The following is a 25,131-nucleotide window of genomic DNA, read 5'->3' on the forward strand; positions in this document are numbered from 1 at the left end:
ACTAGAGGCCTTCCAGGACGGTCACCTCGACGCAGTTGCCGCCGTTCTCAGTGCTGCGGGTCGCCTTGCGCCAATCAGCGTACTTCAGGTCCATTTTTCCGCCACCACCTTCGTGATGAACTCGACCGATTCCTGTTGTGACAGGGTGAAAGTCCGGATGGACTCCCAGGTATCCGACAGGATAGAGATGTCCTCCCGGTTGCTGGTGACCACGCCACGAACGGCCGTTTCCACGTAGGCTACCTCGCCGCCGTCGACGGTGGCGAGAAGGAATCCACCCCCTCTGTGCGGATTTGCGGTCGCGGGGACCACTTGAACGGTCAACTGCGGAGATACGCGGGAGACCAGATATTCCAGTTGGGTGCGCATGACGGGAGGGCCTCCGATCTGGCGGTGGAGGACCATTTCGTCGATGACGCACCGCAGGGTCGGCGCGGTCTCCCCGGAGAGGATCTCCTGGCGCTCCAGCCTGGCGGCGACCGCTGTTTCGTCTCCACCCAGCAGCGCGCGGGCGTACTCCTCATGCTGGAGCAGCCCGGGGACCACGGTCGGCTCGAACGAGCGAAAAGCCGTTGCGGCGCGTTCCTCTTCGAGCCAGGGGCGGAACCAGCCGGGCGGAGTCTCCTCCATGAGCAGGTCGTAGAGGTCCATGAGGGCACCGCCGGGGAGGCCGAGTGCCTTCTCGACCGAGCCGACGGCCGTGCGCCGGGGGCGGAGCTGGCCGGTCTCCAGGTTGCTGAGCCAGCCCTCGGAGTAAGTGACCCGCTGAGCGAGTTGCGCCTGCGTGAGCCCGCCGGCCTGCCGATAGCGGCGGACGGCCGCGCCGAGTTTGATCAATATCGGGCTGGGGGGATTGCCCATTTGTTCCTCCGTGCCGGAGTTCAGTGTCGCTTCGAGAACTCCTCAGGTCGATTTCGTTGTGCGTGATCCGTGTTCGATCGCCTACGAGTTGTAGTCGACGCGGCGCATCGTAGGAGGTCAATCGCAACGACGGGAGGACGGCTCATGACGTCCCGAGAAATGACCGGGGTGAGGATTCTCGGAGGATTCCGCATGCCGGCGGCGGCTCCGGATGTCGCCCGAATGCGTCACTGGGCGTACGGCATGCTCGTACCGGCCTACGAGGCGATCGCCGACGACACGGTGCTCCTCGCCTGTGAATTGGCGACCAACGCGATTCGCCATTCGGGCTCCGGGACCGTGACGGTCACGCTGCTCTCGCTCACCGACGCGATCCGCGTCGAGGTCGCGGACTCCGGGGCCTCCGGTGACGTTCCACGGATCGTCGAGTCGGGACCGGACGCCACCGGAGGGCGCGGACTGCACATGGTCGCCACCCTCACGTGCGGACGGTGGGGCACCTATGTCGGTGACACCGGGCGGATCGTCTGGTGCGAGGTCACGCTCCCGCTCGGGCGGAACACCGGGGAGGGGCCGACCGTATGACACCGGAGGAAGGGCTGCGGCGCTCACTCGCGGAGTTTCAGGCGACGCTCGACTCGATGCGGCTCGCCGGAGTCTCGCAGGTCGCGGAGGTCCAGCAGTTGAGGCACCTGGTCATGAAGTATCCCGACCGGGCGCGGCACTTCCTGGCCGGTCTCGACCTGCCCGGTAGGCGAGGCCGCCACCGGGCGGAGAAGCGGAGCCGTCCCTTCGGCGCGTCCGGTGGCTGAAGCGAGGTCCGGCCTGCTCGCCAGCCCACGCGAACCGTCCCCTTCCCCGCCGTCCTTTGCTCTGCTCACCCCCGGTATGCATCCGGACCGGACCAGTGCTCACCCCGCGTGAGCAGAGCAAAGGCACTGGGGAGGCGTGCGGCCCTGGCCGGGTCCGGATGACCACCGGCGGACGACCCCCAGGGGGCGCCCGCCGAGCCGACCGGGATGGTCGCGCCGGGTGCCGGAGTCCTCGCCGGACATGCATGCCGGGAGGACTCCGGCTTCTCGGGAAACCCTTAGTGGACGGTCACGCCGGTCGTGGCGGAGACCGCCGCCACGTAGATGCTGCTGCCGGCGTAGCGCGCCTGCCAGGTGCCGGACTTGGACGCGGTGACCTTCTTGGTGAACTTCCCGCCGCTGACGGTCGTCGTCGAACCGGCGTAGGCGTAGGTCTTCGCGCCCTTCTTCTTGAAGTAGAAGGTGACCTTCTGCCCCTTGTAGCCCACGTACTGGTAGGAGCCGTCCCAGCGCTTGAGGGTGCCGGACAGCGTGAACTTCCTGCCCTTCTTGACCTTTGTCGAGGAGGCCTTGAACTTCGAGAGCGAGATGTTCCGCTTGACCGAGATCCGGACCGTCTTCGAGGCGTCCGGACCGTCGGCCTCGTAGTCGATCGCGTCGATGTCGACGTTCCAGGGGCCCGGGGCCTCGAAGTTGTAGATGAAGCCCGAGCCGGTCCACACCCCCGGCGCCGTCTTCTTCAGGACGATGACCGTGCCGCCGCTGCCCTTGACCGGCTGCAGGTCCGCGGTCACATCGTCGGTCTCCGCGCTGGTGTGGACCTGGACGGTGACGGTCTTGCGGTTCGTCGCCGACTGGATGACGGTCGACGGCGTCACCGTGACCGACGTGATGACCGCCTCGCGGGCCTGGGCGGCGGTCGAAAGGCCGGTGAGGGCTGCGGCGCATACCGTGACACCGACACCCATGATGAGGCTTTTACGCATATTTCTCTCTTTTGAGGGGTGATCAGACATGCGTAGGACGCCGGAGGGACTCATGAGGTTGCAAGAGCCCGCGAGGAAGATCGTTTCGGGGTGCGCGGCGGCGGCTCAGAGGGCGGCGGAGTCGAACTGCTCGAGGAGGGCGTCGGCCAGCGCGCCGCCGCCGGCGGCCGGGGCGCCGCCCCCGAGAGCCTGGTCGGCCCAGATGACCTTGCCCCTGGACGTGTACCGCGTCCCCCATCGCTGGGAGAGCTGCGCCACGAGGAACAGGCCCCGCCCGCCCTCGTCGGTGGTCGCGGCGCGCCGCAACCGGGGGGAGGTGCTGCTGCCGTCCCACACCTCACAGGTGAGGCAGCGCCCGTGCAGCAGCCGCACTTTGATCGGCGGTGCGCCGTACCGGATCGCGTTCGTGACCAGCTCGCTCACGATCAGTTCGGTCGTGAAGGCGACCTGCTCCAGGCCCCACTCCCGCAGCGTCTTCGCGCAGTTCGCCCGCACCGTGGGGACCGCCGCCGCGTCGACCGGGACGTCCCACTCGGCCACGCGCGACCGTGGGAACGACCGGGTGCGCGCCACCAGCAGCGCGATGTCATCGGTGGGGTGTTCCGGCGCGACGGCGTCGATCACCGCCTGACACGTCTCCTCCGGGGCGAACCCCTCCGTGCGCTTCAACGCCCGGCGCAGCTCCTCCAGCCCGCCGTCGATGTCGCGGTCCCGGGCCTCGACCAGGCCGTCGGTGTACAGGACCAGGCGCGAGCCCTCCGGCAGGCGCAGCTCGGCGGTCTCGAAGGGGTGGCCGCCCACTCCGAGCGGAGGTGAGGCCGGCACGTCCGGGAAGGCGACCTTCCCGTCCTCGTACACGACCGCCGGGCCGGGGTGCCCCGCGCGGGCGATCGTGCACGTCCCCGCCACCGGGTCGTACACCGCGTACAGGCACGTCGCGCCGGTGACCCCGTCTCCGCCGGGTCCCTTCGGGTCCTCGCCGGTGCTCTCCTCGTTGTCCATCCGCGCGACCAGCTCGTCCAGGTGGCCGAGGACCTCGTCCACCGGGAGGTCCAGCGTGGCGAAGTTGTGCGCCGCGGTGCGCAGCCGCCCCATCGTCACCGCCGCGTGCAGTCCGTGACCGACGACGTCGCCCATCGCCAGCGCCACTCGTGCCCCCGGCAGTGGGATCAGGTCGAACCAGTCCCCGCCGACCCCCGCCTCCGCGGGCAGGTAACGCCAGGCCACCTCCAGCGCGTCCTGTTCGGGCTGCCGGCGCGGCAGCAGGCTGCGCTGCAGCGTGACCGCCATGGCGTGCTCCCGGGCGAAGCGCCGGGCGTTGTCGATGGCCACCGCCGCTCGCGCGGTCAGCTCCTCGGCCAGCAGCAGGTCCTCGTTCTCGAACGCCGGCGTGCCCCGCACCCGGTAGAAGCTCGCCACGCCCAGCGAGACGCCGCGCGCCTGCAACGGCACGGCCACCAGCGAGTGCAATCCCTGCTCCAGCGCCTCGCGGGAGCGCTCCGGCGCCTGCTCCCGCCACCCGCGCGCCTGGTGGAGGTCCGCGTGCAGCACCCCGTACCCCTGCTCCAGCGCTCGCATCTGCGGCGCCGCCGAGGAGAACGTGACCTGCTCGCCCACCGGCCACAGCGGCGAGAGCAGCCGCTCACCGCCGATCGCCACGCGCCGCAGCCCCTGCCACCGCCCCGCGACCGGTTCCTCTCCGCGCAGCACCGCGTCGAGCAGGTCCACCGTTGCCGCGTCGGCGAACCCCGACACGGCCACCTGGGTCAGCTCCCGTGCCTCCCGGGTCACGTCCAGCGTGGTCCCGATCCGTACCCCCGCCTCGTACAGCAGCTTCAGACGCTCCCGGGTCACCTCCGCCCGCCCCGTCACGGCCGCCAGCTCCGTGGTGTCCCGCAGCGTCACCACACTGCCGCCCTCCGCCGTGCCGGGGAACGGGGACCGCTTGTTCACCGCCAGCAGCCGGTCCTCGGTCAGCTGCACCTCATCGGTGACCGCCTCTCCCGACAGCAGCAGGCGCGTCATCTGCTCCGGCAGCCCCAGCTCGCGGACGTGCCGTCCCTCCGCGTCCTCCGGCAGGCACAGCAACCGCCGCGCCTCGTCGTTCGCCACCACCAGCCGCCCGTCGGCGTCGGTGATCAGGACCCCCTCCCGTACGGCGTGCAGGACCGCGTCATGGTGCTCGTACATCCGGGTCATCTCCGCCGGGCCCAGGCCGTGCGTCTGCCGCCGCAGCCGGCGGGACACCAGCACCGTTCCGGCGGCGCCCACGGCCAGCGCGGCCGCTCCGCTCCCGAGGGTCAACGGCAGTTGCGGCGTCCAGACCTTCGCCACGCTCTTGACCGTGATCCCGGCGGCGACCACGCCGACCACGGCGCCGCGGTCATCGGTCACCGGGACCACCGCACGGACGTCCGTGCCCGTGCCCGCCGGCAGGGGCGGCCCGCCTCCCTCCTGGATGACGGTGCGGCCTTCCAGCGCCGGCCGGATGTCGGTGCTGAACTTTCCCCCGATGTACTGCTTGTAGGGGTACGTGTAGCGGATGCCGTGGGTGTTCAGGACGACGATGTAGTCGACGCCGGCCTTCTTCCGGGCCGCCTCGGCGCGCGGTTGCAGCACCGCCGTCGGATCCGGGGCGCGCAGCGCCTGGACGATGCCGGGGGCGTTCGCGAACGTCTGGGCGGCGACGAGCGACTCGCGAATGCCCTCCCGCAGGGCCTCGTGCGCCGCCTGGTACACCTCCATCGCCACGGCCACCGCGACCAGCAGGATCACGATCAGGACCTGGAGAAGGAGCACCTGCCCGGCGACACTGCGCAGGCTGAGCAGCGACACACGGCGGTCGCGCGGACGCCCGTCGGGCGGATGGCGTGGATGCCTCCGGAATCGCCGGAGGAATGCCTCCATGTCCTATTCATAACACCATCTCCGTGCCGCACCGGACTCACCCGGTGCCGCGTCGCCCCGCCTCCGGGCCGCTGTCTCGGATCCGAGACGGTTCATGGAGAAGGGTTCTTGCGGGGTGCGGGGCGTGGGCGTGAGGGTGCGCACATGGCAAAACAGGAGGTCAGCGGCGGCTCGCGGGTCGCCGGCGGGCAGGCGGAGGGCGGTGCGCTCGGAGTCGAGCGGCGATCCATCGACTTCGTCCCGCCCGAGGAGCGGCACGGGTCGGTGCGGAGCCTGTTCACCGTGTGGTTCGGCGCGAACATGCAGGTGACCACGGCGGTCACCGGAGCGCTGGGAGTGATCCTGGGGCTGCCGTTGCCCTGGGCGATCGTCGCCCTGATCCTCGGCAACCTGCTCGGTGCGATCTTCATGGCGCTGCACTCGGCGCAGGGGCCGAAGCTCGGCATCCCGCAGATGATCCAGAGCCGGGCCCAGTTCGGGTTCTACGGCGCGATCCTGCCGCTGCTGCTCGTCGTGCTGATGTACGTCGGGTTCTTCGCGACCAGCGCGGTGCTCGGCGGGTCGGCGCTGGCCGGCTGGTGGGGGATCGGCCGGACGCCGGCCACGATCATCGTGTCGGCGCTCTGCACGATCCTCGCCGCGTACGGGTACCGGTTGATCCACCAGTACGAGCGGTGGATCAGCCTCATCGCCGCGGTCGGATTCCTCTACCTGACGTACCGGCTGCTGGCCGATCACCACGTGGGCCGGGTGTGGCACTCCGGGCACGTCGGGGCGGGCACGTTCCTGCTCGTCATGGCGATCGCGGCGACCTGGCAGATCACGTACGCGCCGTACGTCGCCGACTACTCCCGCTACCTGCCGGAGACCACCTCGGTACGGGCGGCGTTCTGGTGGACCTACGCCGGCAGCGTGATCGGCACGGTCTGGATGATGGCGTTCGGCAGCATCTGCGCCGCCGTGGCGGCCAAGTCGTTCGAGGGCGGGTCGGTGTCGTTCGTGGTCGGCCTGGGCGGCCCGCACTGGGCGTTCTCGCTGATCATCGTCCTGGGCATCATCGCGGTGAACGTGCTGAACCTCTACGGCATGTTCATGTCGGCGACGACGACGCTGACGGCGCTGCGCCCGATGCGGATGAACGGCGGCGTCCGCCTCGGGTTCATCATCGTGGCCGCCCTCGTGGGGACGATCGTCGCGCTCGCCGCCAGCGCCGACTTCCTGCACAACTTCGAGAACTTCATCCTGTTCCTGGCGTACTTCCTGATCCCGTGGACGGCGATCAACCTCGTCGACTTCTACTTCGTCCGCAAGGAGCGGTACGACATCGACGCGATCTTCCGGCCGGACGGCGTGTACGGCGGGGTCAACTGGCGGACCATCGGCGCGTACGTCATCGGCGTCCTGGTGGAGGTCCCCTTCGTGAGCTCCACCTTCTACACCGGCCCGTTCGTGAAGCACCTGGGCGGCGCCGACATCTCGTGGATCATCGGCCTGATCGTCGCCTCCGCGCTGTACTACGCCTGGATGCGCCCGGTCGCCCGGACCGCGACGGCCTGACCGGCGAAGAACACCGGCGCCCGCCGGCCCCTTCGGGCGGCGGACGCCGGTGCTCGGATTCCAGCGGACGTACGGCGGGCGGGGCGGCCCCTGATGACACCCCGCCCGCACGATCCGGCGCGGCGGGCCGCGCGGGGCCCGGTCAGGAGGCGGCCCGCTCGGCGAACAGGCCCGGCGCCCGGCCGCGGGCGGCGGCCGCGGCGGCGTCGTCCGCCTGCCGGCGGGCCTGCCGCTCGGCCTCGACCTGCCGCACGTAGTACTCGGTCTCGCGCTTCACCGTCTCGTCGTCCCAGCCCAGCACCGGCGCGACGAGCGCGGCGACCTCGGCCGCGGCGGCGGCGCCCTGGTCCCATTCCTCGATCGCGGCGCGGGTACGGCGGCGCAGGACGTCCTCGACGTGCAACGCCCCCTCGTGCGACGCCGCGTACACGGCCTCGGCCTTCAGGTAGTCACGGGCGGCGTCGAGCGGCTCGCCGAGGGAGGGATCGTGCTCGATCAGCTCCAGGAGCTCGTCGACGCACGAGCCGTACCGCTTCAGCAGGTGCTCGACGCGGGCGACGTGCAGGCCGCTGCGCCGGGCGAGGCGGTGCCGCTCGTTCCACAGCACCTCGTACCCGACGGCGCCGATGAGCGGCAGCCGGTGGGTGACGGAGGCGGGGACGGTCATGGGCAGGTCCTCGGCCGCCGCGTCGACGGCGTCCTCGGCCATCACCCGGTAGGTCGTGAACTTGCCGCCGGCGATCACGGTGAGCCCCGGGACGGGCTGGGCGACGGTGTGCTCGCGGGACAGTTTGGTGGTGTCGTCGGCCCCGCCGGACAGCAGGGGACGAAGGCCGGCGTACACGCCCTCGATGTCCTCGGGGACGATCGGGGTGCGCAGCACCGCGTTGACGTGCTCGAGGATGTAGTCGACGTCCGCCTGGCTGGCGGCCGGCTCCTCCTTGTCCAGGTCGTACGGCGTGTCGGTGGTGCCGATGATCCAGTGCCGGCCCCACGGGATGACGAACAGCACGCTCTTCTCCGTGCGCAGGATCAGGCCGGTGTCGAGCCGGATCCGGTCGCGCGGGACGAGGAGGTGCACCCCCTTGGACGCGGTCACGTGGGGACCGCCGCGCGCGTGCGCGAGCCGGCCGGCCTCGTCGGTCCACACGCCCGTCGCGTTGATGACGTGCCGGGCCCGTACGGTCAGCTCCCGGTCGTTCTCCAGGTCGCGGACCCGGGCCCCGATGACGCGGTCCGCCTCGCGGAGGAACCCGACGGCGCGGGCGCGCGTCAGCACGGACGCGCCGTACGCGGCGGCCGTACGGGCCAGCGTCAGCGTGAACCGCGCGTCGTCGACCTGCGCGTCGAAGTACTGGATGGCGCCGACGAGGCTGTCGCCGCGCAGCGCCGGGGCGACCTTCAGGGCGGCGCGGTGGCTCAGGTGGCGGTGGCGCGGCATCGACCGGGCGCCGCCCAGCGTGTCGTACAGGCCGACGCCGGCACCGACGTAGAAGCGCTCCCACATGCGGTGGGTGAGCGGGTACAGGAACGGCACGGGCCGTACGAGGTGCGGCGCGAGCCGGTTGAGCAGGAGGCCGCGCTCGCGCAGCGCCTCCCGTACGAGACCGAAGTCGCGCTGTTCCAGGTAGCGCAGGCCGCCGTGGATGAGCTTGCTGGACCGGCTGGACGTCCCGGCCGCCCAGTCCGCGGCCTCGACCAGCGCGACGGACAGGCCGCGTGACACGGCGTCGAGCGCCGCTCCGGCGCCCACGACTCCGCCGCCCACGATCAGCACGTCGAACTCGCCTGCCGCCAGGTCCCGCACGGCCTGCGCGCGGTAGGCCGGTCCGAGGGATACGGCTTTCACGTTCGGGTTCTCCTCCGAGGTGTGCGCGGGCGGGGTGGTCCGGTCGGGCCACCCCGCCCGCTGGGGGAAGGGGCGTCTGCGGGGGTCGGGCGGCGGGCGGACGGTGCGCGGGGATCGGTGTGGGGGCGCACCGGCCCGCCCGCCGCGGGGGGAAGGGGCTAGTCGACGTCGACCCAGTCGAGGGTCCGGGACACGGCCTTCTTCCAGCCCGCGTATCCCTTCTCGCGCTGGTCGCCGTCCCAGCGGGGCACCCAGCGCTCGTCCTCGTTCCAGTTCTGGCGCAGCTCGTCGGTCGAGCCCCAGAAGCCGACGGCCAGGCCGGCGGCGTACGCCGCGCCGAGCGCCGTGGTCTCCGCGACGACCGGCTTGGAGACCGGCACGCCGAGGATGTCGGCCTGCAGTTCCATGCAGAGGCGGTTGGCGGTGATGCCGCCGTCCACCCGGAGGACGTCGAGAGCGACGCCGGAGTCCTGCCGCATCGCCTCGACGACGTCGCGGGTCTGGTAGCAGATCGACTCGAGCGTGGCGCGGGCCAGGTGGGCGTTGGTGTTGTAGCGGGACAGGCCGACGATGGCGCCGCGCGCGTCGGACCGCCAGTACGGCGCGAACAGGCCGGAGAACGCCGGGACGAAGTAGACGCCGCCGTTGTCCTCGACCTGCCGGGCCAGCGACTCGCTCTCCGAGGCGCCGGAGATGATGCCGAGCTGGTCGCGCAGCCACTGCACGGCCGAGCCGGTCACCGCGATCGACCCTTCGAGCGCGTACACCGGCCGTTCGTTGCCGAACTGGTAGCAGACCGTGGTGAGCAGGCCGTTCTTGGACCGGACCACCTCGGTGCCGGTGTTGAGGAGGAGGAAGTTGCCGGTGCCGTAGGTGTTCTTGGCCTCGCCGGCGTCGAAGCAGACCTGGCCGACCGTGGCGGCCTGCTGGTCGCCGAGGATGCCGGACAGCGGGATCTCGCCGCGGACCGGGCCGGCCGCCCGGGTCGTGCCGTAGAAGTCCGGGTTGGAGGAGGGCCGGATCTGCGGCAGCATCTGGCGCGGGATCTCGAAGAACGACAGCAGCTCGTCGTCCCAGTCCAGCGTCTCCAGGTTCATCAGCATGGTGCGGCTGGCGTTGGTCGGGTCGGTGACGTGCACGCCGCCGTCGACGCCGCCGGTGAGGTTCCACAGGAGCCAGGTGTCGGTGTTGCCGAAGATGGCGTCGCCGGCCTCGGCGGCCTCGCGGACTCCGTCGACGTTCTCCAGGATCCACTGGATCTTGCCGCCGGAGAAGTACGTCGCGGGCGGCAGCCCGGCCTTCTTCCGGATGATGTCGCCGCGCCCGTCGCGGTCGAGCGCGGAGGCGATGCGGTCGGTCCGGGTGTCCTGCCAGACGATCGCGTTGTAGTAGGGGCGTCCGGTGCGGCGGTTCCACACGACGGTGGTCTCGCGCTGGTTGGTGATGCCGAGGGCGGCGAGGTCACTCGCCTCGAGGTTCGCCTTGCCCATCGCCGTCTCGATGACGGCGCGGGTGCGCTCCCAGATCTCGGTCGGGTTGTGCTCCACCCACCCGGGGTTCGGCAGGATCTGCTCGTGCTCGAGCTGGTGCTTCGCCACCTCGTTGCCGCCGTGGTCGAAGATCATGAATCGCGTGCTCGTCGTACCCTGGTCAACCGCTCCGACGAAGTCGGCCATGTCTCGCCTTTCTACTTCTTCTAGGCCGTCCGGCCGGGCCATGGGGGGATGCCCGGCCGGACGGGTCACGCGGATCATTCCGCGCGGGGGGAAACCGATCAGGCCTGGTGACGGCGTGTCAGAGCTTTTCGAGTTCGGAGTCGCCGGGGACGCGTCCGGGCTCCTGCTCACCGGCGGGCAGGAACCGCCCGATGAGCACCTCGTAGAGGCCCGCGCCGATGACCCCGCCGATGAGCGGGCCGACGATGGGCACCCAGAAGTACAGCCCGCCGTACTGGTCGCGGAACGCGGTGCCGTACCCGGTGAAGAAGGAGGCGAGGCGGGGGCCGAGGTCACGCGCGGGGTTGATCGCGTAGCCCGCGTCGGTGCCCCAGGCCATGCCGATCGCGACGACGATCAGGCCGACGATGAACGGTGCCAGGTTGGCGGCGGGGGAGGAGTTGCGCAGGTCGGTGACGGCGAGGATGAGGAACAGCAGGATCGCGGTGCCGATGATCTGGTCGCGGAGCGCACCGCCGGTGTGCACGGGGAACGTGCCGTTGCCGGGGAGGGTCGAGAAGACGCCCTGGGACTTGATGGTGTGGCCGGGGTCGAACTTGGCCAGCACCTCGCTGTAGTTCCAGCGCACGATCAGCGCCGCGACGAACGCGCCGACCAGCTGGGCCAGCGAGTACGGCAGGACCTTGCGCCAGGAGAACCCCTTGAAGACCGCCAGCGCGACGGTCACGGCGGGGTTCAGATGCGCGCCGCTGATGCGGCCCGCGACGTACACGCCGAGCGTGACGCCGAGGCCCCAGGCCCACGCGATGCTGTCGTGGTTGCCCACCCCGCCTGCGGCGACCTGGGCCACCACGCCCACGCCGAACAGGATGAGCACCAGGGTTCCCGCGAATTCGGCGGCCAGTTCACCGGCCAGCCCGGGGATCTTGAGTCGCTCTGCCACGTCTCCTCCTAGGGGGCGATGCCCGCTCAGGGCACCGTGAGACACCGTTCGCGAGGAAGCTGTGAACTTCCTCACGACGGGGGGGACGCTAAGTCGCGGGGAACACCCGGTCAACAGACGGGTGCCGACATTGTCGAACGGCGGCCAGCATCATCACCCGTTCCGGGCCCTGACCGAGTGGCGCAACTCACAGAAAGGCCCGAATCATAACTCCCGTCACCCCGATCGAGCCGCTTCACAGGGTGCGAGTGCCGACATTGTCGAATAGGTGTCGACCTGCACTAACATGGCCTGCGTGCCAGGACCGGTCCAGTCGATCGAGCGAGCCGCCGCCATCCTCCGCCTGCTCGCCCGGGGTTCAGGCCGCCTCGGAGTCAGCGAGATCGCGGCCTCTCTCGGGCTGGCCCGGGCCACCGCGCACGGGATCCTGCGGACGCTGCAGGGGGTCGGCTTCGTCGAGCAGGACGAGGAGAGCGGCAAGTACCAGCTCGGCGCCGCGCTGCTCCACCTCGGCACGAGCTACCTGGACGTCAACGAGCTGCGGTCCCGCGCGATCAACTGGGCCGACGCCCTCGCCGCCCGCAGCGGCGAGGCGGTCCGGATCGGCACTCCTCTGGACGGCAGGGTCCTCGTCGTGCACCATGTCTTCCGGCCGGACGACACGCTCCAGGCCCTCGAGGTCGGCGCGCTCCTCCCGGCGCACGCCACCGCGCTGGGCAAGGTGCTGCTCGCCTTCGACGCCGGAGCCGCCGCCGCGCTGCTCGAGACCGGACTCGAGTCCTTCTCCCGGCGGACCATCACCCATCCCCGCGAGCTCAGCCGGGCGCTGGTCGAGATCCGCGAGATGGGCTGGGCGTCCGAGGTGGAGGAGTTCACCGTGGGGGAGGCCGCCGTGGCGGCGCCGATCCGCGGGCAGGGGGGCCTGGTGGTCGGCGCGATGGGCATCTCGGGGGCCGTCGAGCGCCTGTGCGACCCGAGGGGCCGGCCGAAACCGACGCTGGTGACGTACGTGCGCGACGCCGCGCGCGCCGTCTCCCGAGACCTTGGGGCCTCCCGGTGGTGAGCACCGCCCCCGGCGGCCGGAACGGCAGGACACGATGGTAGAGCGCTATGTGATGTCCGTTGACCAGGGCACGACGTCGACGCGATGCATGCTGTTCGACCACGGAGGGCGGCTCGTCTCGGTCACCCAGCGGGAGCACAAGCAGCACTTCCCGCGGCCCGGCTGGGTCGAGCACGACGCCATGGAGATCTGGAAGAACCTCGAGCGGATCGCGCCGGAGGCCCTCGCCCAGGCCGGGGTCGTCCCGGAGCAGGTCGCCGCGCTCGGCATCGCCAACCAGCGCGAGACCTCGGTGCTGTGGGACCGGCACACCGGCCGGCCCGTCGGCCGCGCCGTCGTCTGGCAGGACACCCGCACGGACGCCCTCGTCGGCGAGCTCTCCGCCCGCCCGGACGCCGACATGATCCGCGAGCGGTGCGGCCTGCCCATCGCGACGTACTTCTCGGCGCCCCGCGTCCGGTGGCTCCTCGACAACACGCCGGGCCTGCGCGAGCGCGCCGAACGCGGCGACGTGCTGTTCGGCACGATCGAGAGCTGGCTGATCTGGAACCTCACCGGCGGCCCGAAGGGCGGCCTGCACATCACCGACGTCACCAACGCCAGCCGCACCCTGCTGATGAACATCACCACGCTCGCCTGGGACGACGACCTGCTGGCGTTCTTCGACGTGCCGCGCGCCATGCTGCCCGAGATCCGCCCCTCGACCGAGACGTACGCCCGCGCGAGCCGCGTCCTGCCCGGCGTGCGCATCGCCGCGGCGCTCGGCGACCAGCAGGCCGCGCTGTTCGGCCAGACCTGCTTCGCGCCCGGCGAGGCCAAGTGCACGTACGGGACGGGCAGCTTCCTGCTCCTCAACACCGGCACCGAGCCCGTCCCCTCGACCCACGGGCTGCTCACGACCGTCGGCTACCAGATCGCCGACGAACCGGCGGTGTACGCCCTCGAAGGCTCCATCGCCATCACCGGCGCGCTCGTCCAGTGGTTCCGCGACGGGCTCGGCCTGATCGCCAGCGCCCCGGAGATCGAGACGCTCGCCCGCTCCGTCGAGGACAACGGCGGGTGCTACATCGTGCCCGCGTTCTCCGGGCTGTTCGCGCCGTACTGGCGCAGCGAGGCGCGCGGCATCATCGTCGGGCTGACCTCCTACATCACCAAGGGGCACCTGGCCCGCGCCGTCCTGGAGGCGACCGGCTGGCAGACGCGCGAGGTCGTCGACGCCATGAACGCCGACTCCGGGCTCGCCCTCAAGGCGCTGAAGGTCGACGGCGGCATGACCGCCGACAACCTCCTCATGCAGTTCATCTCCGACGTCCTCGACGTCCCGGTCATCCGCCCGATGGCCGCCGAGACGGTATCCCTGGGAGCCGCGTACGCCGCCGGGCTCGCCGTCGGCTACTGGGCGGACCTGGAGGGACTGCGCCGCAACTGGCACCGCGCCGCGCAGTGGCTGCCGAGCATGGACCCCGGCCGCCGCGAGACCGAGTACGACAACTGGCGGCGGGCGGTGGAGCGGACCTTCGACTGGATCAAGCCCGCCGGCAAGTGACCCGGGCCGTCAGTACCAGTGGTGGGCCTGCCACCAGGCCCAGGCTCGGCAGGGGTCGCCGTAGCGGGAGCCGATGTAGCTCAGGCCCCAGGTGATCTGGGTGATCGCGTTGTTGTGCCAGTCGGGCGCGACCGAGCCCATCTTCGAGCCGGGCAGGGCCTGCGCGATGCCGTAGGCGCCGCTGCTGGGGTTCTCGGCGTGCTCGTTCCAGCCGCTCTCGTGGTTCCACATGGTCAGCAGCGAGGGCCAGCACCGCCCCCAGCCCTTCAGGGCGTTCATCTTCTTGGCGTACTTCTGGTTGTCCGCGGCGCTGGGGTTGTTGCTCATCTTCTTCTTGAACGCCTCCCACTCCCGGCGCTTCCGCTCGGCCGCCGCGCGCTTCTTCGCGTCGCGCTCGGCGGCCTGCTCGGCCTTGTAGGCGCGCTCCCGCGCGCTGGCCTGGGCCTGGGCCATCATCGGGTCCATCGTGTAGCCCTCGAGGGTCCGCGCGAGGTCGTTCGTGGAGGTGTCCGCGGCGGCGCCGGCGGGAGGCTTCCCCTTGCCGAAGTCGATGTTCGCGACGACGAGGACCGCGGCCACGACGACGAGCGTCAGGATCACGCCCGTGTTGCCGAGCGTACGCCGCAGGATCCGCAGCGCGCGGGAACCCGCCGGCCGTTCGGGGGAGGAGGACTTCCGGGGGGACATGCACCCTAGCTTGCACCAGTCGCGACACTGGTGACCCCGTTTGTCCACATATTCGGCTGTGACCTCTGTGACGAAACCGGGTCTCAGGTCGTGAGGGAGGCCGCGAGTTCGGCGCGCGTGGGCGGGTCGGCGCCCCGCCGCCCGCACGTGATCGCGGCCGCCCGCGCCGCCTCGGCGCACACCTCGCTGATCACCGAGCCGGGGGCGGCGCGGAGGGCGTCGCGGCGCTCCGCGCCGAGCAGCCCCCGCTCGTACAGGCCGGCGAGGACGGCGCTCATGTAGGAGTCGCCCGCGCCGACCGTGTCGACGACCTCGACCGCCCGCGCCGGCAGGTGGAGCGGCGCCAGGCGCGGCGCGGCGACGAGAACGCCCTCCGCCCCCAGCGTCACGATCACGACCCCGCCGGTCTCCTCGACCAGTCCGGCCGCGAACCGCCGCGGTTCGGCGCCGGGCCGCAGCCACTCCAGGTCCGCGTCGCTGATCTTGACGACGTCCGCCGTACGCAGGAGCGCCTCGATGCGGGCCCGGGCGTCCGGCACGGCCGCCATGACGTCCGGGCGGCAGTTCGGGTCGTAGCCGATCGTCGCCGTCGCCCGCGCCCGGCGGACGAGACCGGCCAGCGCCTCGGCCCCCGGCGGCAGCACCATGGCGAGGGAGCCGACGTGGAGGGCGGCGACGTCGCCGAGCGGCACGCGGGCCAGCTCCTCGGCGGTCCACTGCCAGTCGGCGGTCCCCGCGAGCCGCAGGTCGTACGTCGGCGGCCCGCCTTCCTCGTGATGCACGAACGCCACCGAGGAGGGCTCCGCGGCGGCCGCCACCGCGCGGGTGTCGACCCCGTTCCGTACCAGGTGGTCCCGGAGCGTCCGGCCGAACGGATCCTCGCCGATCCGGGCGATCATCCGGGTCGGGACGCCGAGCCGGGCCAGCCCGACGGCGACGTTCGCCGGGCTGCCGCCGGGCAGCGCGAGGTACGCGCCGCCGGGCCGCTCGGCGACGAGATCGACGATCGCTTCACCGGCGACCGCGACGACGCGGGCGTCAGGGATCCGCACACACTCTCCTAGGCTCGGGCCGTAAGGGCCGATCGGTTCGTCCGCCCGGCCGGTCGGCCGGGCGGACCGGTCAGGTCGTTCCGTTGCCGTTCGCGGCGTCGTCCAGGTTGCCCGGCGCCGCTCCCGTCATGATCGCAACCGTCTCGGCCATGTCCGTCTCCGCAGGGCGTACGACGGCCACCCGCCGGCCCAGGCGCTGGATGTGGATCCGGTCGGCGACGTCGAAGACGGCGGGCATGTCGTGGCTGATCAGGATGACCGGCAGCCCGCGGTCGCGGACCTGCCGGATCAGCTCCAGCACCATGCCCGACTCCTTGACGCCGAGCGCGGCCGTCGGCTCGTCCATGATGACGACGTGCCGGGCGAACGCCGCACTGCGCGCGACGGCGACGCCCTGGCGCTGACCGCCGGACAGCGTCTCCACGGCCTGCTTGATGGACTTGATACCGATCTTCAGATCCCGCATGTGGTCGCTCGCCTCGGCCTGCATCCGCTTGTGGTCCAGCATGCGGAACACCGAGCCGAGGACACCTTTGCGGCGCATCTCCCGCCCGAGGAACATGTTGCTCGCGATGTCGAGGGCCGGCGCCACCGCCAGATCCTGGTAGACCGTCTCGATTCCCGCCCGCCGGGCGTCCGCCGGGCTGGTGAACCGCACCGGCCTGCCGTCCAGCAGGATCCGGCCCTGGTCCGGGACCAATGCCCCGGACAGCGCCTTGATCAGGGTCGACTTCCCGGCACCGTTGTCGCCGATCACCGCGAGGATCTCGCCGGGCAGCAGCTCGAAGTCCGCGCCGGACAGGGCGGTGACGTGGCCGTACCGCTTGACGAGGCCGTGCGCCTCGAGCACCGGGCGCGTCTCGGTCCCGCTCGTCTCGGTCACGCGCCCTCCTTCACCGGAGGAAGGACCAGAGGTGACGTGCTCATGATTCGCGCGCTCCGCTCGCTCATGTGCGCCTCCTTCGGGCAAGTTGGTCCACGCTCACCGCGAGGATGACCAGGATGCCGGTGATGAGGACCTGGTAGATGGACGGCACTCCGGTCAGTTGCAGACCGTTGCGGATCACTCCGACGATCAGCGCGCCGCACAGGGCGCCGATGATGCTGCCCCGTCCGCCGAACAGGCTGACGCCGCCCAGCACCACCGCGGTGATGCTGTCGAGGTTGTCGGTCTGACCGGCCTGCGGGTCGCCGACCGACGTACGGCCGATCAGCAGCAGCGCGGCGATGCCGTAGATCACCCCGGCGACCGTGTAGACGGTCAGCAGCAGGCGACGGTCCGGGATGCCGGTCAGGCGGGCGGCCTCGCGGTTGTCGCCGACCGCGTACACGTGCCGGCCCGCCGCCGTCTGGCGCAGGACGTACCAGGCGACCGCGAACAGCAGCAGCATCAGCACCGAGCCGTACGTGACGTCGGTGTTCCCGAGGGGGAACGTCCGGCCGAGGAAGGTCAGCGACGTGGGCAACCCGGTGATCGTCTGCTCGTTCGAGTAGACGTGGGTCAGGGCGAAGGCGATGTTCCACGTTCCCAGCGTCACGATGAACGGCGGCAGCTTCGCCATCGTCACCAGCGTGCCGTTGAGCGCGCCGAACGCCGTGCACACGGCGATGCCGATGAGGATCGCCCCGATGCCGGGCATTCCGGAGTGGACGGCCAGCTTGGTCATGAAGATCGAGCCCAGCGCCATGACCGCCCCGTTGGACAGGTCGATCCCGGCGGTCAGGATGACGATCGTCTGACCGACGGCCAGCGCGCCGACGACCATCACCTGCTGCACGACCAGCGACAGGTTGGCGCCGGTGAGGAACCGGTCGGTGCGGACGGAGAAGTAGACGCAGGCCAGCAGCAGCGCGAAGAGCGGGCCCACGGCCGGCAGGGTCAGGAAGTGGGAGGCGCGGGACAGCGCGCTCCGCTGCTGCGACACCTCGGTGCGGTCGGTCGCGGTCACCGTCGACATCGGCTCAGCCCCAGCAGTTGGCCAGGCCGAACTGGACGTCCTTGGAGTCCACCCCCGGCTGCGCCTTGCTCGTGATCAGATTGACGCCGGTGTCGGTGTAGCCGCCGACCTTCTTGCCGCCCTTGGCGAAGTCGACGACCGCGTCCACCCCCTGCGAGGCCATCTTCAGCGGGTACTGCTGCGAGGTGGCCGCGATCTGGCCGGACTGCACGGCCTTGACCCCGGTGCACCCGCCGTCGATCGACACGATCATGACGTTCTTCTCTTTGCCGGCCGCCTTCAGCGCGGTGTACGCGCCCAGCGCCGCCGGCTCATTGATCGTGTAGACGAGGTTGATGTCGGGGGCCTTCTGCAGGCAGTTCTCCATCGCGGTCTGGCCCTTGGCCTGGTCGCCCTGGGTGTCCTGCTGACAGACGATGCCCGGGTCGCCCTGCTTGAGGCCGAAGCCCTGCAGGAAGCCGTTGTGGCGCAGCACGCCGACGGTGATGCCGGGCGCCAGGTCGAGCATGGCGATCTTCGCGGGCTTGGTGCCGAAGGACGCTTTGGCGTACTTGCCGATCAGGATGCCGGCGTTGAGGTTGTTCGTCGCGAACAGTGCGTCGGCGGAGCTCTGCGGGTCCGGCGGCGTGTCCAGGGCGATGACCTCGATGCCCTTGGCCCTGGCCTTCTGGAGGCTGGGCACGATGGCCTTGGTGTCGCTCGGGGTGATCAGGATGCCCTTGACGCCCGCCGCGATCATGTTCTCGACGGCCGTCACCTGGCTGGCGTTGTCGCCGTCGAACTTGCCGGCCGCGGTCATCAGCTTGACGCCCTTGGCCTGGGCCTCCTTCTGCGCGCCCTCCTTCATCTTGACGAAGAACGGGTTGGTGTCGGTCTTGGTGATGAGGCCGACGGTGATCTCGCCGCCGGAGGCGGAGCCCTGCGCGCCCTTGCCGCAGCCGGCCGCCACGAGGGAGAGGGCGGCGATGGCGACCATCGCGCCGGCACGACGGCGGCGTGATGCCCAGACGTCACACTTCATGCTGATTCCTCCAACCCGGCCGCGGACCGTGCCGCGGCAGGTGACAGGGTGGTTCCCCCGAGGTTTCGGAAACGTTTCCGGGAAACGTTTCCGAGAATGTAAGACCCAGGCGTACGGTCTGTCCAGACCTGCGGGCAGAATCGTCCGGGGTGTGAGGGGGAGGACCGGGTGACACTGATTCCGAACGAGGCGCGGCGGCGCCGCAAGGTGACGATGCGCGATGTCGCGGACCGGGCGGGCGTCGGGCTCGCGACCGTCTCACGAGTGATCAACGGCAAGTCCGGTGTCGCCGCCGACCTCGTCGAACGCGTTCACGAGGCGGCCCGCGACCTCGGCTACCGGCACGACCTCACCGCCAGCAGCCTGCGCCGCGCCGACCGCCGCACCGGGACGATCGCGCTGGTTCTCGAGGACGTCGCCAACCCCTTCTCCTCGGCCCTGCACCGCGCCGTCGAGGACACCGCCCACGCCGAGAACCTGCTCGTGCTCACCGGCAGCAGCGACGAGAATCCCGAGCGCGAGCGGGAGCTCATCGACACGTTCACCCTGCGCCGGGTGGACGGCCTGATCGTCATTCCCACCGGCGGCGCGGACACCGAACTGGCGGCCGTCCGGCGGCAGGGCACGCCCGTCGTCTGCGTCGACCGGCTCGTCGAGCTCGACCAGGTCGACACCGTGACCGTGGACAACCGGACGGGCGCGCGCGCCGCCGTCCAGCGGCTGCTCGACCTCGGCCACCGGCGCGTGGCGTTCCTCGGGGACATGGCGTCGATCTGGACCGCCCGTGAGCGGTACGCGGGCTACCTCGAGGGGCACGCCGGACGGCGGGTGGACGAGCGCCTGGTCCGCCGGGAGATCCGCAGTGCCGACGCCGCCGAGCACGCGATCCGCGAGATCCTCGACGGCGACGAGCCGCCGACGGCCGTCTTCGCCGCGCAGAACCTCCTCACCATCGGCGCCGTCCGGGCCCTGCAGCGCCTCGGCCTGCAGGACCGCGTCGCGCTGATCGGCTTCGACGACTTCCCGCTGGCCGACATGCTGTCCCCCGGCGTCTCGGTCGTCGCTCAGGACCCCGCCGAGATCGGTCTGATCGCCGCGAGGCTCCTCCTCGGCCGCATCGCCGACGATGACGACCGGCCGGCCCGGCACGTCGTCGTCCCCACGACCTACGTCGCGCGCGGCTCGGGGGAGATCCCGCCGACGGATTGACCCGCCGGCCGGCGGACGGGGCCGGTTCGATTCCCGGCCGCGTCCGCCGGTCCCGCCGCCCCGGATCGGCGGATCAGGTGACGATGGTGCAGGCGGCGCCGTTCAGGGTGAAGCCTGACGGCGCCGCGTTGGTGCCGCTGTAGGTGCCCTGGAAGCCGAAGCTCGCCTGGGCGCCGGGGGCGATGGTGGCGTTGAAGGAGACGTTGCGGGCGGTGACCTGGGCGCCCGACTGGGTGATGGCGGCGTTCCACATGCCGGTGATCTGCTGGTTCCCGGGCCAGGTCCAGGTGAGGGTCCAGCCGTTGACCGGCGTGGTGCCGTGGTTGGTGATCGTGACGTTGCCGGTGAAGCCGTTGTTCCAGGTGTTCGGGGTGTACGCGACCCAGCAGGCGGAGTCCGGCGGCGGCGGGGTCGGGGAGGTGGGCGGTGTCGGGCCGCCGGTGTCGAGGCCGAAGAACCGGATGGCGGCGGCGGCCATGCCGCTCATCGGGAGACTGTGGCCGGCGCCGGCGACGCTGATCGCCTCGACCTGGACGGCTCCGGAGGAGTCGGCGAAACGCTGCCGGGTCCAGCCGGACTGCGGCGTGTCCGTGGAGGTGGGCGTGGTGCTCAGGCCGTGCACGTTCGTCCACTGCTTGACCTCCTCCGCCAGCTCGGCGTAGGAGACCACGGGGTCGGAGGTGCCGTGCCACAGCTGCATCCGCGGCCACGGCCCCTGGTAGGAGGGGTTCGCCTGGCGCACCGCGTCACCCCACTGCTGCGCGCTCTTGCCGACGCAGGGAGCGGAGTTGCCCCCGGGGTTGTAGGACGCCTCGTTGGGGAAGCAGGTGAACGGCACGCCCATGAACGCCGCGCCGGCCTTGAAGACCTCCGGGTAAAGGGCGGCCATCGCGTTGGTCATCATGGCGCCGGAGGAACTGCCGGTCACGAAGACCTGGTTCGGGTCGCCGTGATATTGCCGCTCCGTATACGTCACCATGGACATGAGCGAAACCGGGTCGGTGCGGCCGCCGCGCACCTTCGACGCGTCGGACCAGTTGTCGAAACAGTTCATCTTCTTGGACGCCGATGGGAAGATCACGATGAAGCCGTACCGATCGGCCAGTGACGCGAACTCGCTGGAGGAGTAGAACCCCGGCCCCGAGCCGCCGCACGGGTGCATGGCCAGCACGATCGCGGGCGACGCGGGAACCGAGTCGGGCCGGTAGACGTACATCTGCAGGTTGCCCGGGTTGTCGCCGAAGTCGGTCACCTGCACGAGGCCGGCCGCGGTGGCCTGGTGCGCGAGCACCACGGCCAGCACGGCGCACAGCACCGCGGCGCAGGCCCCGGCGAGCATCGTGGTGAGTCGTTTCATTCGCCCTCCTCTTATCGGTATTCGGGGCGTTGCCCTATCGACGCGCGCGGCATCGATATCGGTCGCTGGAAAGTAGAACGGCGTCGATCGGGCGTCAACGCCCAACGCGCGCTTTCAAGCGCGCTCCGCCGGAGGAGATCGATTTACGCTGCTTATCAAGGCACTTGCTATCAAGATCCTTGATATAGGCCGGGAAAGTTACATCGGGCGGGCCGCGGGCGACCGCGATATCGTCTCCCGGTGACCGACCGCCGTAACCCCTCGGCCCCCCGGCCGGCCGCGCCCCCGCCGCGCGTCAGCTACCTGGTCTTCCGCCTGGAGCGCCGCATCCGGGCCCGTCTGGACGAGGCGCTCGCCCGGCACGGCGTCACGACCACCGAGTACATGGCGCTCAGCGAACTGCGCCTGCGGGACGGGCCGTCGTCGGCGGAGCTCGCGCGCATCGCCTTCGTCACGCCGCAGGCGATGAGCCTGGTGATCCGTGACCTTGAGGGGCGGGGGCTGGTGCGCCGGGAGCCGCACCCCGACGGCGGCCGGGTGCTGCGCACCCGCCTCACGGCCAAGGGCCTGTCCACCCTGCGCCGCTGTGACCGCTCGCTCGACGACATCGAGGCGGTGATGCTGGCCGGCGTCGACGACGCCGCCCGCAAGGCCCTGGCGGAGAGCCTCATGGGGTGCGCGGGAGCCCTGCGCCCCGACCCTCGTAGCTGATCTGACCGGTTCGTGCCTAGGCTTGATCACCTGGCTTCGTCGGAAGGCTGGCTGTATGGGCATGGACGCCACGGAAGGGTATGTGCTCAACACGGAGGAGGGGCGCCGGCTCCTCGCCCTGTTCGACTCGCTGACGAGGTTGAATCCCTGGCGTCTCACCGGTCGGCCGTTCCCCGTGGTCGCCCTGGAGTCCGCGGATCCGCAGGCCGACGTCGGCGCCTACGTCGACGCGCTGGAACAGGCGGCCGTCGACGCACGAGTGCCCCACATCAGTCCGGTGCTCGAGACGGACGGGGAGGACGCCGACCTTCGCCTGCTCGACACGATGTCCGAAGCCGGAGCCTGGCGATCCGTCCGCCCCGACTTCGGGCGGCTCAAGTTCCCCCGTTCCGACCTGGTCAAGTCACTCGAGCGGGCCATCGCGCGCGCCGGCGCGAACGACACCAACCCCGCCGACGAGTGGAATGACGCCGCCGCGTCGTTCTCCTCGACCCTGCGACCGGGCAGGGCGCCGGTCTGGTGGTCGGCGGCCGGCGTCACCGCGACCGTGCTGCTGGGCGGTTTCGCGCAGGGGTTAGCGGACAAGGTGACCCTTCCCGTGCTGCTCATCGGCGCGGCCCTGCTGCTGGTGCTGCTGGGGTTGCTCGGCCTGCTCCTGCGACCGCGGTCCTGGCTGGCCGTCCTCACCCGGCTGGGGTTCGGAAGCCGCTATCGGTGGTTCGCGACCTCGTCCTTCTTCAGCGTGCTGGGCGGCGAGGGCTTCGAAGGCCGGCTCAAACGGGTGCTCGGCCGCATGACCGCCAAGCGCGGCGCCGACGAGTTCCGGCTGCAGCTGAAGTGCTTCGCGTTCCTGGAGGACCTGCGGGCGGCGCACAGCAGGCTCTCACCCGATCTTCGAGGATTCAAACGTCCCGTGCCGCCGGTCGTCTTCCTCAAGGGCATCACGAAGGACAACGGCGGCATCGAGCTGCTGTCGGCGATGAGCGACATCCGCAGCCGCCGCAGCGAACTGCACCCGCTGCTGGTGATCGCCTCCGTCGACCACGCGCACCGGCGGGACCTCGACGACCTGGCACCCCCGCAGCACCACAACGACGCGTCCATCGACGACCGCTACGACGACTGGGAGGCGTCGCTGGGGATCGCGCAGGCCCCCAGCCAGCAGGTGGCGCTGCCCTGGGTGCTGCGCCTGCCGATCCCTGCCAGGCGGCCGGGCCGTAACCCGCCCGCCCCGCTGCCGGCGCGGCGCCGGCCGCTCTGGACGTGGCTGTGGTCCAGGCGATCCCTCGTGGTCGCCCTGCTCCTCATCGCGGTCGGCGTGCCGTACCTCCACACCCGGCTGGCCGCAAGGTACTGCCACGTCGGGTTCCCCTTCTCCGCCAACACCGACGCACGGCTGCTCACCGACGCCGACGGCAGCCGCGAGTGCGTCGGCATCGCGACGGGGGGCGTCCGGTTCGAACGCGGGGCCACGAGCATCGGGGTCGACGGCAACCGCCTGCCGCCGAGGGACGGCGCGGACCTGGCCCTCTCCCAGGGCAGGTTCACCCTCGCGGACCTGCAGACCCGGATCGACCGTGAGAACCGCACCGTCCTGCGGTTGCACCAGCCGTACGTGACCGTGCTGTACGCCGGGATCCTCACCGCGGCCGAGGGCCACGACCAGAGCGTGGTGAGCGGCATCCGGGCACTGGCCGGCGCGTACCTCGCCCAGATCGGCAACAACCGGACCGGCCAGCCCGGCGCGGTCGGGAACCGGCTGAAGATCCGGCTGCTGCCCGTCAACGTCGGTGAGAACATGAACTTCTCCCGGCAGGCGAGCGACGTCATCCTCGCGCTGGCACGGCGGGACCCGACGGTGGTCGGGGTCGTCGGGATGGAGCGCAACACCGACGCCTCACAGGCCGCGATAACGCGCCTGAACGACGCCGGGCTCGCGGTGCTCGGCACCGTCAACTCCTCGGATCTGCTCCCGCGCCTGTCCCACTACTACGGGCTCGCCTCGACCGACCACGATGAGGCGGCCCTCGCCGCCTACGCGGCGCGGAAGGCGCTCGGCGGACGCCTTCCGCGCCACGCGATGATCGTCTCCCGGGAGCCCGGCGCGACGAAGGACCAGTACAGCGCCGAACTGGCCGCCGACGTCGAGCGGCAGTTGCGTTCGGCGCGCGTGTCGACCGTCCGTTACAGCGGCGCGGACGACATCGGCGGCCAGATCAGGACCGCCTGCGCCGCGGCCGCCGGTGATCCTTTCGACCTGGTCTATTTCGCCGGCCGCGCGGAGGACCTGTACAACCTGATCAACAACCTGGGGGACGGTGGGTGCGCGAAACGGCCGCTGGCGCTGCTGGGCGGCGACGAGGTCGCGCGGGCGCGGTTCGGCAACGGACCCCATGACGTCATCCTTCCGCCGGGGATCAGCGTCTACTTCACGAGCGCGACCTATCCGAGCAATCTCACCGCCGGTGGGAGGGACCGGTTCACGCCTTTCTTCACGCTGGCCCGCAACAACCTCGGCGTGAGCCCGGCGAATCAGGCACTGCTCGCGGACGGCCAGATGGCGCTGACCTATGACGCGACGTCCGTGCTGGCGCAGGCGGCTCAGCAGGCGTTCACCGCCCTCGCCATTCCGGCGAAGAGTGGATCGCTGGTCCCGGGCAGCCGGACGATCACCTCGGGCAGCGTGCTGCTGGAGCTGGAGTCCCGGCGGTGGGACAACGCGGCGACCGGTGCGGTCGACTTCACCAAGGACGATCACGATGCGAACGGTCCGGGGAACCGGGGACTGACCCTGGTCCGGGTCACCGTCGGCGGTGGGGGCGTACCGGGGTACCAGCCGCTCTGCGGCCGGATGAACGGCGGCGGCAAGGTAGCCGATCTGCCGCTCTGCCCGTGACGATTATTGATCTACAATGTAAAGGCGGTCGCCGGCGCGA

General features: G+C 71.0%; 21 protein-coding genes. 8 read left to right on the top strand and 13 right to left on the bottom strand.

Features of this window, described 5'->3' with window-relative positions; translation table 11 throughout:
- Position 1: 1 nt before the first annotated feature.
- Entirely contained in the window at positions 2–94 is a 93-nt protein-coding gene (locus NDW01_RS15420; protein ID WP_252821074.1) for a DUF397 domain-containing protein, read from the bottom strand.
- Entirely contained in the window at positions 85–861 is a 777-nt protein-coding gene (locus tag NDW01_RS15425; protein WP_252821076.1) for a helix-turn-helix domain-containing protein, read from the bottom strand. Before NDW01_RS15425 ends, NDW01_RS15420 begins: the two co-directional genes overlap by 10 nt.
- Positions 862–1,053: 192 nt before the next feature.
- Here NDW01_RS15425 and NDW01_RS15430 point away from each other — a divergent pair, with 192 nt between their 5' ends.
- Both NDW01_RS15430 and NDW01_RS15435 read left to right on the top strand, forming a co-directional pair.
- Positions 1,054–1,446: an ATP-binding protein gene (locus NDW01_RS15430; RefSeq protein WP_252821078.1), complete on the top strand. Its 393-nt coding sequence runs from the start codon at positions 1,054–1,056 to the stop codon at positions 1,444–1,446.
- Positions 1,443–1,673, top strand: coding sequence for a hypothetical protein (locus NDW01_RS15435; protein ID WP_252821081.1), 231 nt, complete (start codon positions 1,443–1,445; stop codon positions 1,671–1,673). Before NDW01_RS15430 ends, NDW01_RS15435 begins: the two co-directional genes overlap by 4 nt.
- A 278-nt stretch (positions 1,674–1,951) precedes the next feature.
- Here the strand turns inward: NDW01_RS15435 and NDW01_RS15440 are convergent, their stop codons facing one another.
- Both NDW01_RS15440 and NDW01_RS15445 read right to left on the bottom strand, forming a co-directional pair.
- The gene (locus NDW01_RS15440; protein ID WP_252821083.1) at positions 1,952–2,659 is read right to left on the bottom strand and encodes a hypothetical protein; all 708 of its coding nucleotides are present in this window, start codon (positions 2,657–2,659) and stop codon (positions 1,952–1,954) included.
- Between the two features lie 105 nt (positions 2,660–2,764).
- Positions 2,765–5,566 (bottom strand): SpoIIE family protein phosphatase, encoded by a 2,802-nt coding sequence (locus tag NDW01_RS15445; RefSeq protein WP_252821086.1) that lies wholly within the window; start codon positions 5,564–5,566, stop codon positions 2,765–2,767.
- Positions 5,567–5,710: 144 nt separating this feature from the next.
- On the opposite strand from NDW01_RS15445, the gene NDW01_RS15450 reads away from it, so the two are divergent.
- Positions 5,711–7,123, top strand: a complete 1,413-nt coding sequence (locus NDW01_RS15450; protein WP_252821088.1) for a purine-cytosine permease family protein — start codon at positions 5,711–5,713, stop codon at positions 7,121–7,123.
- A 142-nt stretch (positions 7,124–7,265) separates the two neighbouring features.
- Here NDW01_RS15450 and NDW01_RS15455 read toward each other — a convergent pair whose 3' ends face one another.
- The 3 genes from NDW01_RS15455 to NDW01_RS15465 form a co-directional block, all read right to left on the bottom strand.
- Entirely contained in the window at positions 7,266–8,972 is a 1,707-nt protein-coding gene (locus tag NDW01_RS15455) for a glycerol-3-phosphate dehydrogenase/oxidase (RefSeq protein WP_252821090.1), read from the bottom strand.
- 158 nt (positions 8,973–9,130) lie between these two features.
- Positions 9,131–10,648 (bottom strand): glycerol kinase GlpK, encoded by a 1,518-nt coding sequence (gene glpK, locus NDW01_RS15460; RefSeq protein ID WP_252821091.1) that lies wholly within the window; start codon positions 10,646–10,648, stop codon positions 9,131–9,133.
- A gap of 118 nt (positions 10,649–10,766) precedes the next feature.
- Positions 10,767–11,591 carry an MIP/aquaporin family protein gene (locus tag NDW01_RS15465; RefSeq protein ID WP_252821092.1) on the bottom strand — a complete coding sequence of 275 codons (825 nt, stop codon included), beginning with the start codon at positions 11,589–11,591 and terminating at the stop codon, positions 10,767–10,769.
- Positions 11,592–11,886: 295 nt separating this feature from the next.
- Here NDW01_RS15465 and NDW01_RS15470 point away from each other — a divergent pair, with 295 nt between their 5' ends.
- Entirely contained in the window at positions 11,887–12,654 is a 768-nt protein-coding gene (locus NDW01_RS15470) for an IclR family transcriptional regulator (protein WP_252784796.1), read from the top strand.
- Between the two features lie 34 nt (positions 12,655–12,688).
- Complete coding sequence (gene glpK / locus NDW01_RS15475; protein ID WP_252821093.1) at positions 12,689–14,200, top strand: glycerol kinase GlpK; 1,512 nt, start codon at positions 12,689–12,691, stop codon at positions 14,198–14,200.
- 9 nt (positions 14,201–14,209) lie between these two features.
- Here glpK (NDW01_RS15475) and NDW01_RS15480 read toward each other — a convergent pair whose 3' ends face one another.
- From NDW01_RS15480 to NDW01_RS15500, 5 genes are all read right to left on the bottom strand, one after another.
- Positions 14,210–14,887 (bottom strand): aggregation-promoting factor C-terminal-like domain-containing protein, encoded by a 678-nt coding sequence (locus NDW01_RS15480; protein WP_252821094.1) that lies wholly within the window; start codon positions 14,885–14,887, stop codon positions 14,210–14,212.
- Between the two features lie 83 nt (positions 14,888–14,970).
- Positions 14,971–15,939, bottom strand: a complete 969-nt coding sequence (locus NDW01_RS15485) for a carbohydrate kinase family protein (protein WP_252821095.1) — start codon at positions 15,937–15,939, stop codon at positions 14,971–14,973.
- A gap of 70 nt (positions 15,940–16,009) precedes the next feature.
- Complete coding sequence (locus NDW01_RS15490; RefSeq protein WP_252821096.1) at positions 16,010–16,822, bottom strand: ATP-binding cassette domain-containing protein; 813 nt, start codon at positions 16,820–16,822, stop codon at positions 16,010–16,012.
- 64 nt (positions 16,823–16,886) lie between these two features.
- Positions 16,887–17,897: an ABC transporter permease gene (locus tag NDW01_RS15495; protein WP_256511918.1), complete on the bottom strand. Its 1,011-nt coding sequence runs from the start codon at positions 17,895–17,897 to the stop codon at positions 16,887–16,889.
- A gap of 4 nt (positions 17,898–17,901) precedes the next feature.
- Entirely contained in the window at positions 17,902–18,918 is a 1,017-nt protein-coding gene (locus NDW01_RS15500; protein ID WP_252821099.1) for a sugar ABC transporter substrate-binding protein, read from the bottom strand.
- Between the two features lie 168 nt (positions 18,919–19,086).
- Here NDW01_RS15500 and NDW01_RS15505 point away from each other — a divergent pair, with 168 nt between their 5' ends.
- Complete coding sequence (locus tag NDW01_RS15505; RefSeq protein ID WP_252821102.1) at positions 19,087–20,127, top strand: LacI family DNA-binding transcriptional regulator; 1,041 nt, start codon at positions 19,087–19,089, stop codon at positions 20,125–20,127.
- Between the two features lie 73 nt (positions 20,128–20,200).
- On the opposite strand, the gene NDW01_RS15510 is transcribed toward NDW01_RS15505, so the two are convergent.
- Positions 20,201–21,484: an extracellular catalytic domain type 1 short-chain-length polyhydroxyalkanoate depolymerase gene (locus tag NDW01_RS15510; RefSeq protein ID WP_252821104.1), complete on the bottom strand. Its 1,284-nt coding sequence runs from the start codon at positions 21,482–21,484 to the stop codon at positions 20,201–20,203.
- A gap of 240 nt (positions 21,485–21,724) precedes the next feature.
- On the opposite strand from NDW01_RS15510, the gene NDW01_RS15515 reads away from it, so the two are divergent.
- Both NDW01_RS15515 and NDW01_RS15520 read left to right on the top strand, forming a co-directional pair.
- The gene (locus NDW01_RS15515) at positions 21,725–22,195 is read left to right on the top strand and encodes a MarR family winged helix-turn-helix transcriptional regulator (protein ID WP_252821106.1); all 471 of its coding nucleotides are present in this window, start codon (positions 21,725–21,727) and stop codon (positions 22,193–22,195) included.
- 61 nt (positions 22,196–22,256) lie between these two features.
- Positions 22,257–25,091, top strand: coding sequence for a type 1 periplasmic-binding domain-containing protein (locus NDW01_RS15520; RefSeq protein ID WP_252821109.1), 2,835 nt, complete (start codon positions 22,257–22,259; stop codon positions 25,089–25,091).
- The last annotated feature ends 40 nt before the right edge of the window (positions 25,092–25,131 follow it).

Origin of the sequence: Actinoallomurus soli (genome assembly GCF_024055715.1) — a bacterium.
Lineage (GTDB): Bacteria > Actinomycetota > Actinomycetes > Streptosporangiales > Streptosporangiaceae > Actinoallomurus > Actinoallomurus soli.

Coding starts and splice junctions, on each gene's coding strand:
- NDW01_RS15420 (WP_252821074.1), bottom strand. CDS start 94: ATGGACCTGAAGTACGCTGATTGGCGCAAGGCGACCCGCAGCACTGAG.
- NDW01_RS15425 (WP_252821076.1), bottom strand. CDS start 861: ATGGGCAATCCCCCCAGCCCGATATTGATCAAACTCGGCGCGGCCGTC.
- NDW01_RS15430 (WP_252821078.1), top strand. CDS start 1,054: ATGCCGGCGGCGGCTCCGGATGTCGCCCGAATGCGTCACTGGGCGTAC.
- NDW01_RS15435 (WP_252821081.1), top strand. CDS start 1,443: ATGACACCGGAGGAAGGGCTGCGGCGCTCACTCGCGGAGTTTCAGGCG.
- NDW01_RS15440 (WP_252821083.1), bottom strand. CDS start 2,659: ATGCGTAAAAGCCTCATCATGGGTGTCGGTGTCACGGTATGCGCCGCA.
- NDW01_RS15445 (WP_252821086.1), bottom strand. CDS start 5,566: ATGGAGGCATTCCTCCGGCGATTCCGGAGGCATCCACGCCATCCGCCC.
- NDW01_RS15450 (WP_252821088.1), top strand. CDS start 5,711: ATGGCAAAACAGGAGGTCAGCGGCGGCTCGCGGGTCGCCGGCGGGCAG.
- glpK (WP_252821091.1), bottom strand. CDS start 10,648: ATGGCCGACTTCGTCGGAGCGGTTGACCAGGGTACGACGAGCACGCGA.
- glpK (WP_252821093.1), top strand. CDS start 12,689: ATGGTAGAGCGCTATGTGATGTCCGTTGACCAGGGCACGACGTCGACG.
- NDW01_RS15480 (WP_252821094.1), bottom strand. CDS start 14,887: ATGTCCCCCCGGAAGTCCTCCTCCCCCGAACGGCCGGCGGGTTCCCGC.
- NDW01_RS15495 (WP_256511918.1), bottom strand. CDS start 17,897: ATGTCGACGGTGACCGCGACCGACCGCACCGAGGTGTCGCAGCAGCGG.
- NDW01_RS15500 (WP_252821099.1), bottom strand. CDS start 18,918: ATGAAGTGTGACGTCTGGGCATCACGCCGCCGTCGTGCCGGCGCGATG.
- NDW01_RS15510 (WP_252821104.1), bottom strand. CDS start 21,484: ATGAAACGACTCACCACGATGCTCGCCGGGGCCTGCGCCGCGGTGCTG.
- NDW01_RS15520 (WP_252821109.1), top strand. CDS start 22,257: ATGGACGCCACGGAAGGGTATGTGCTCAACACGGAGGAGGGGCGCCGG.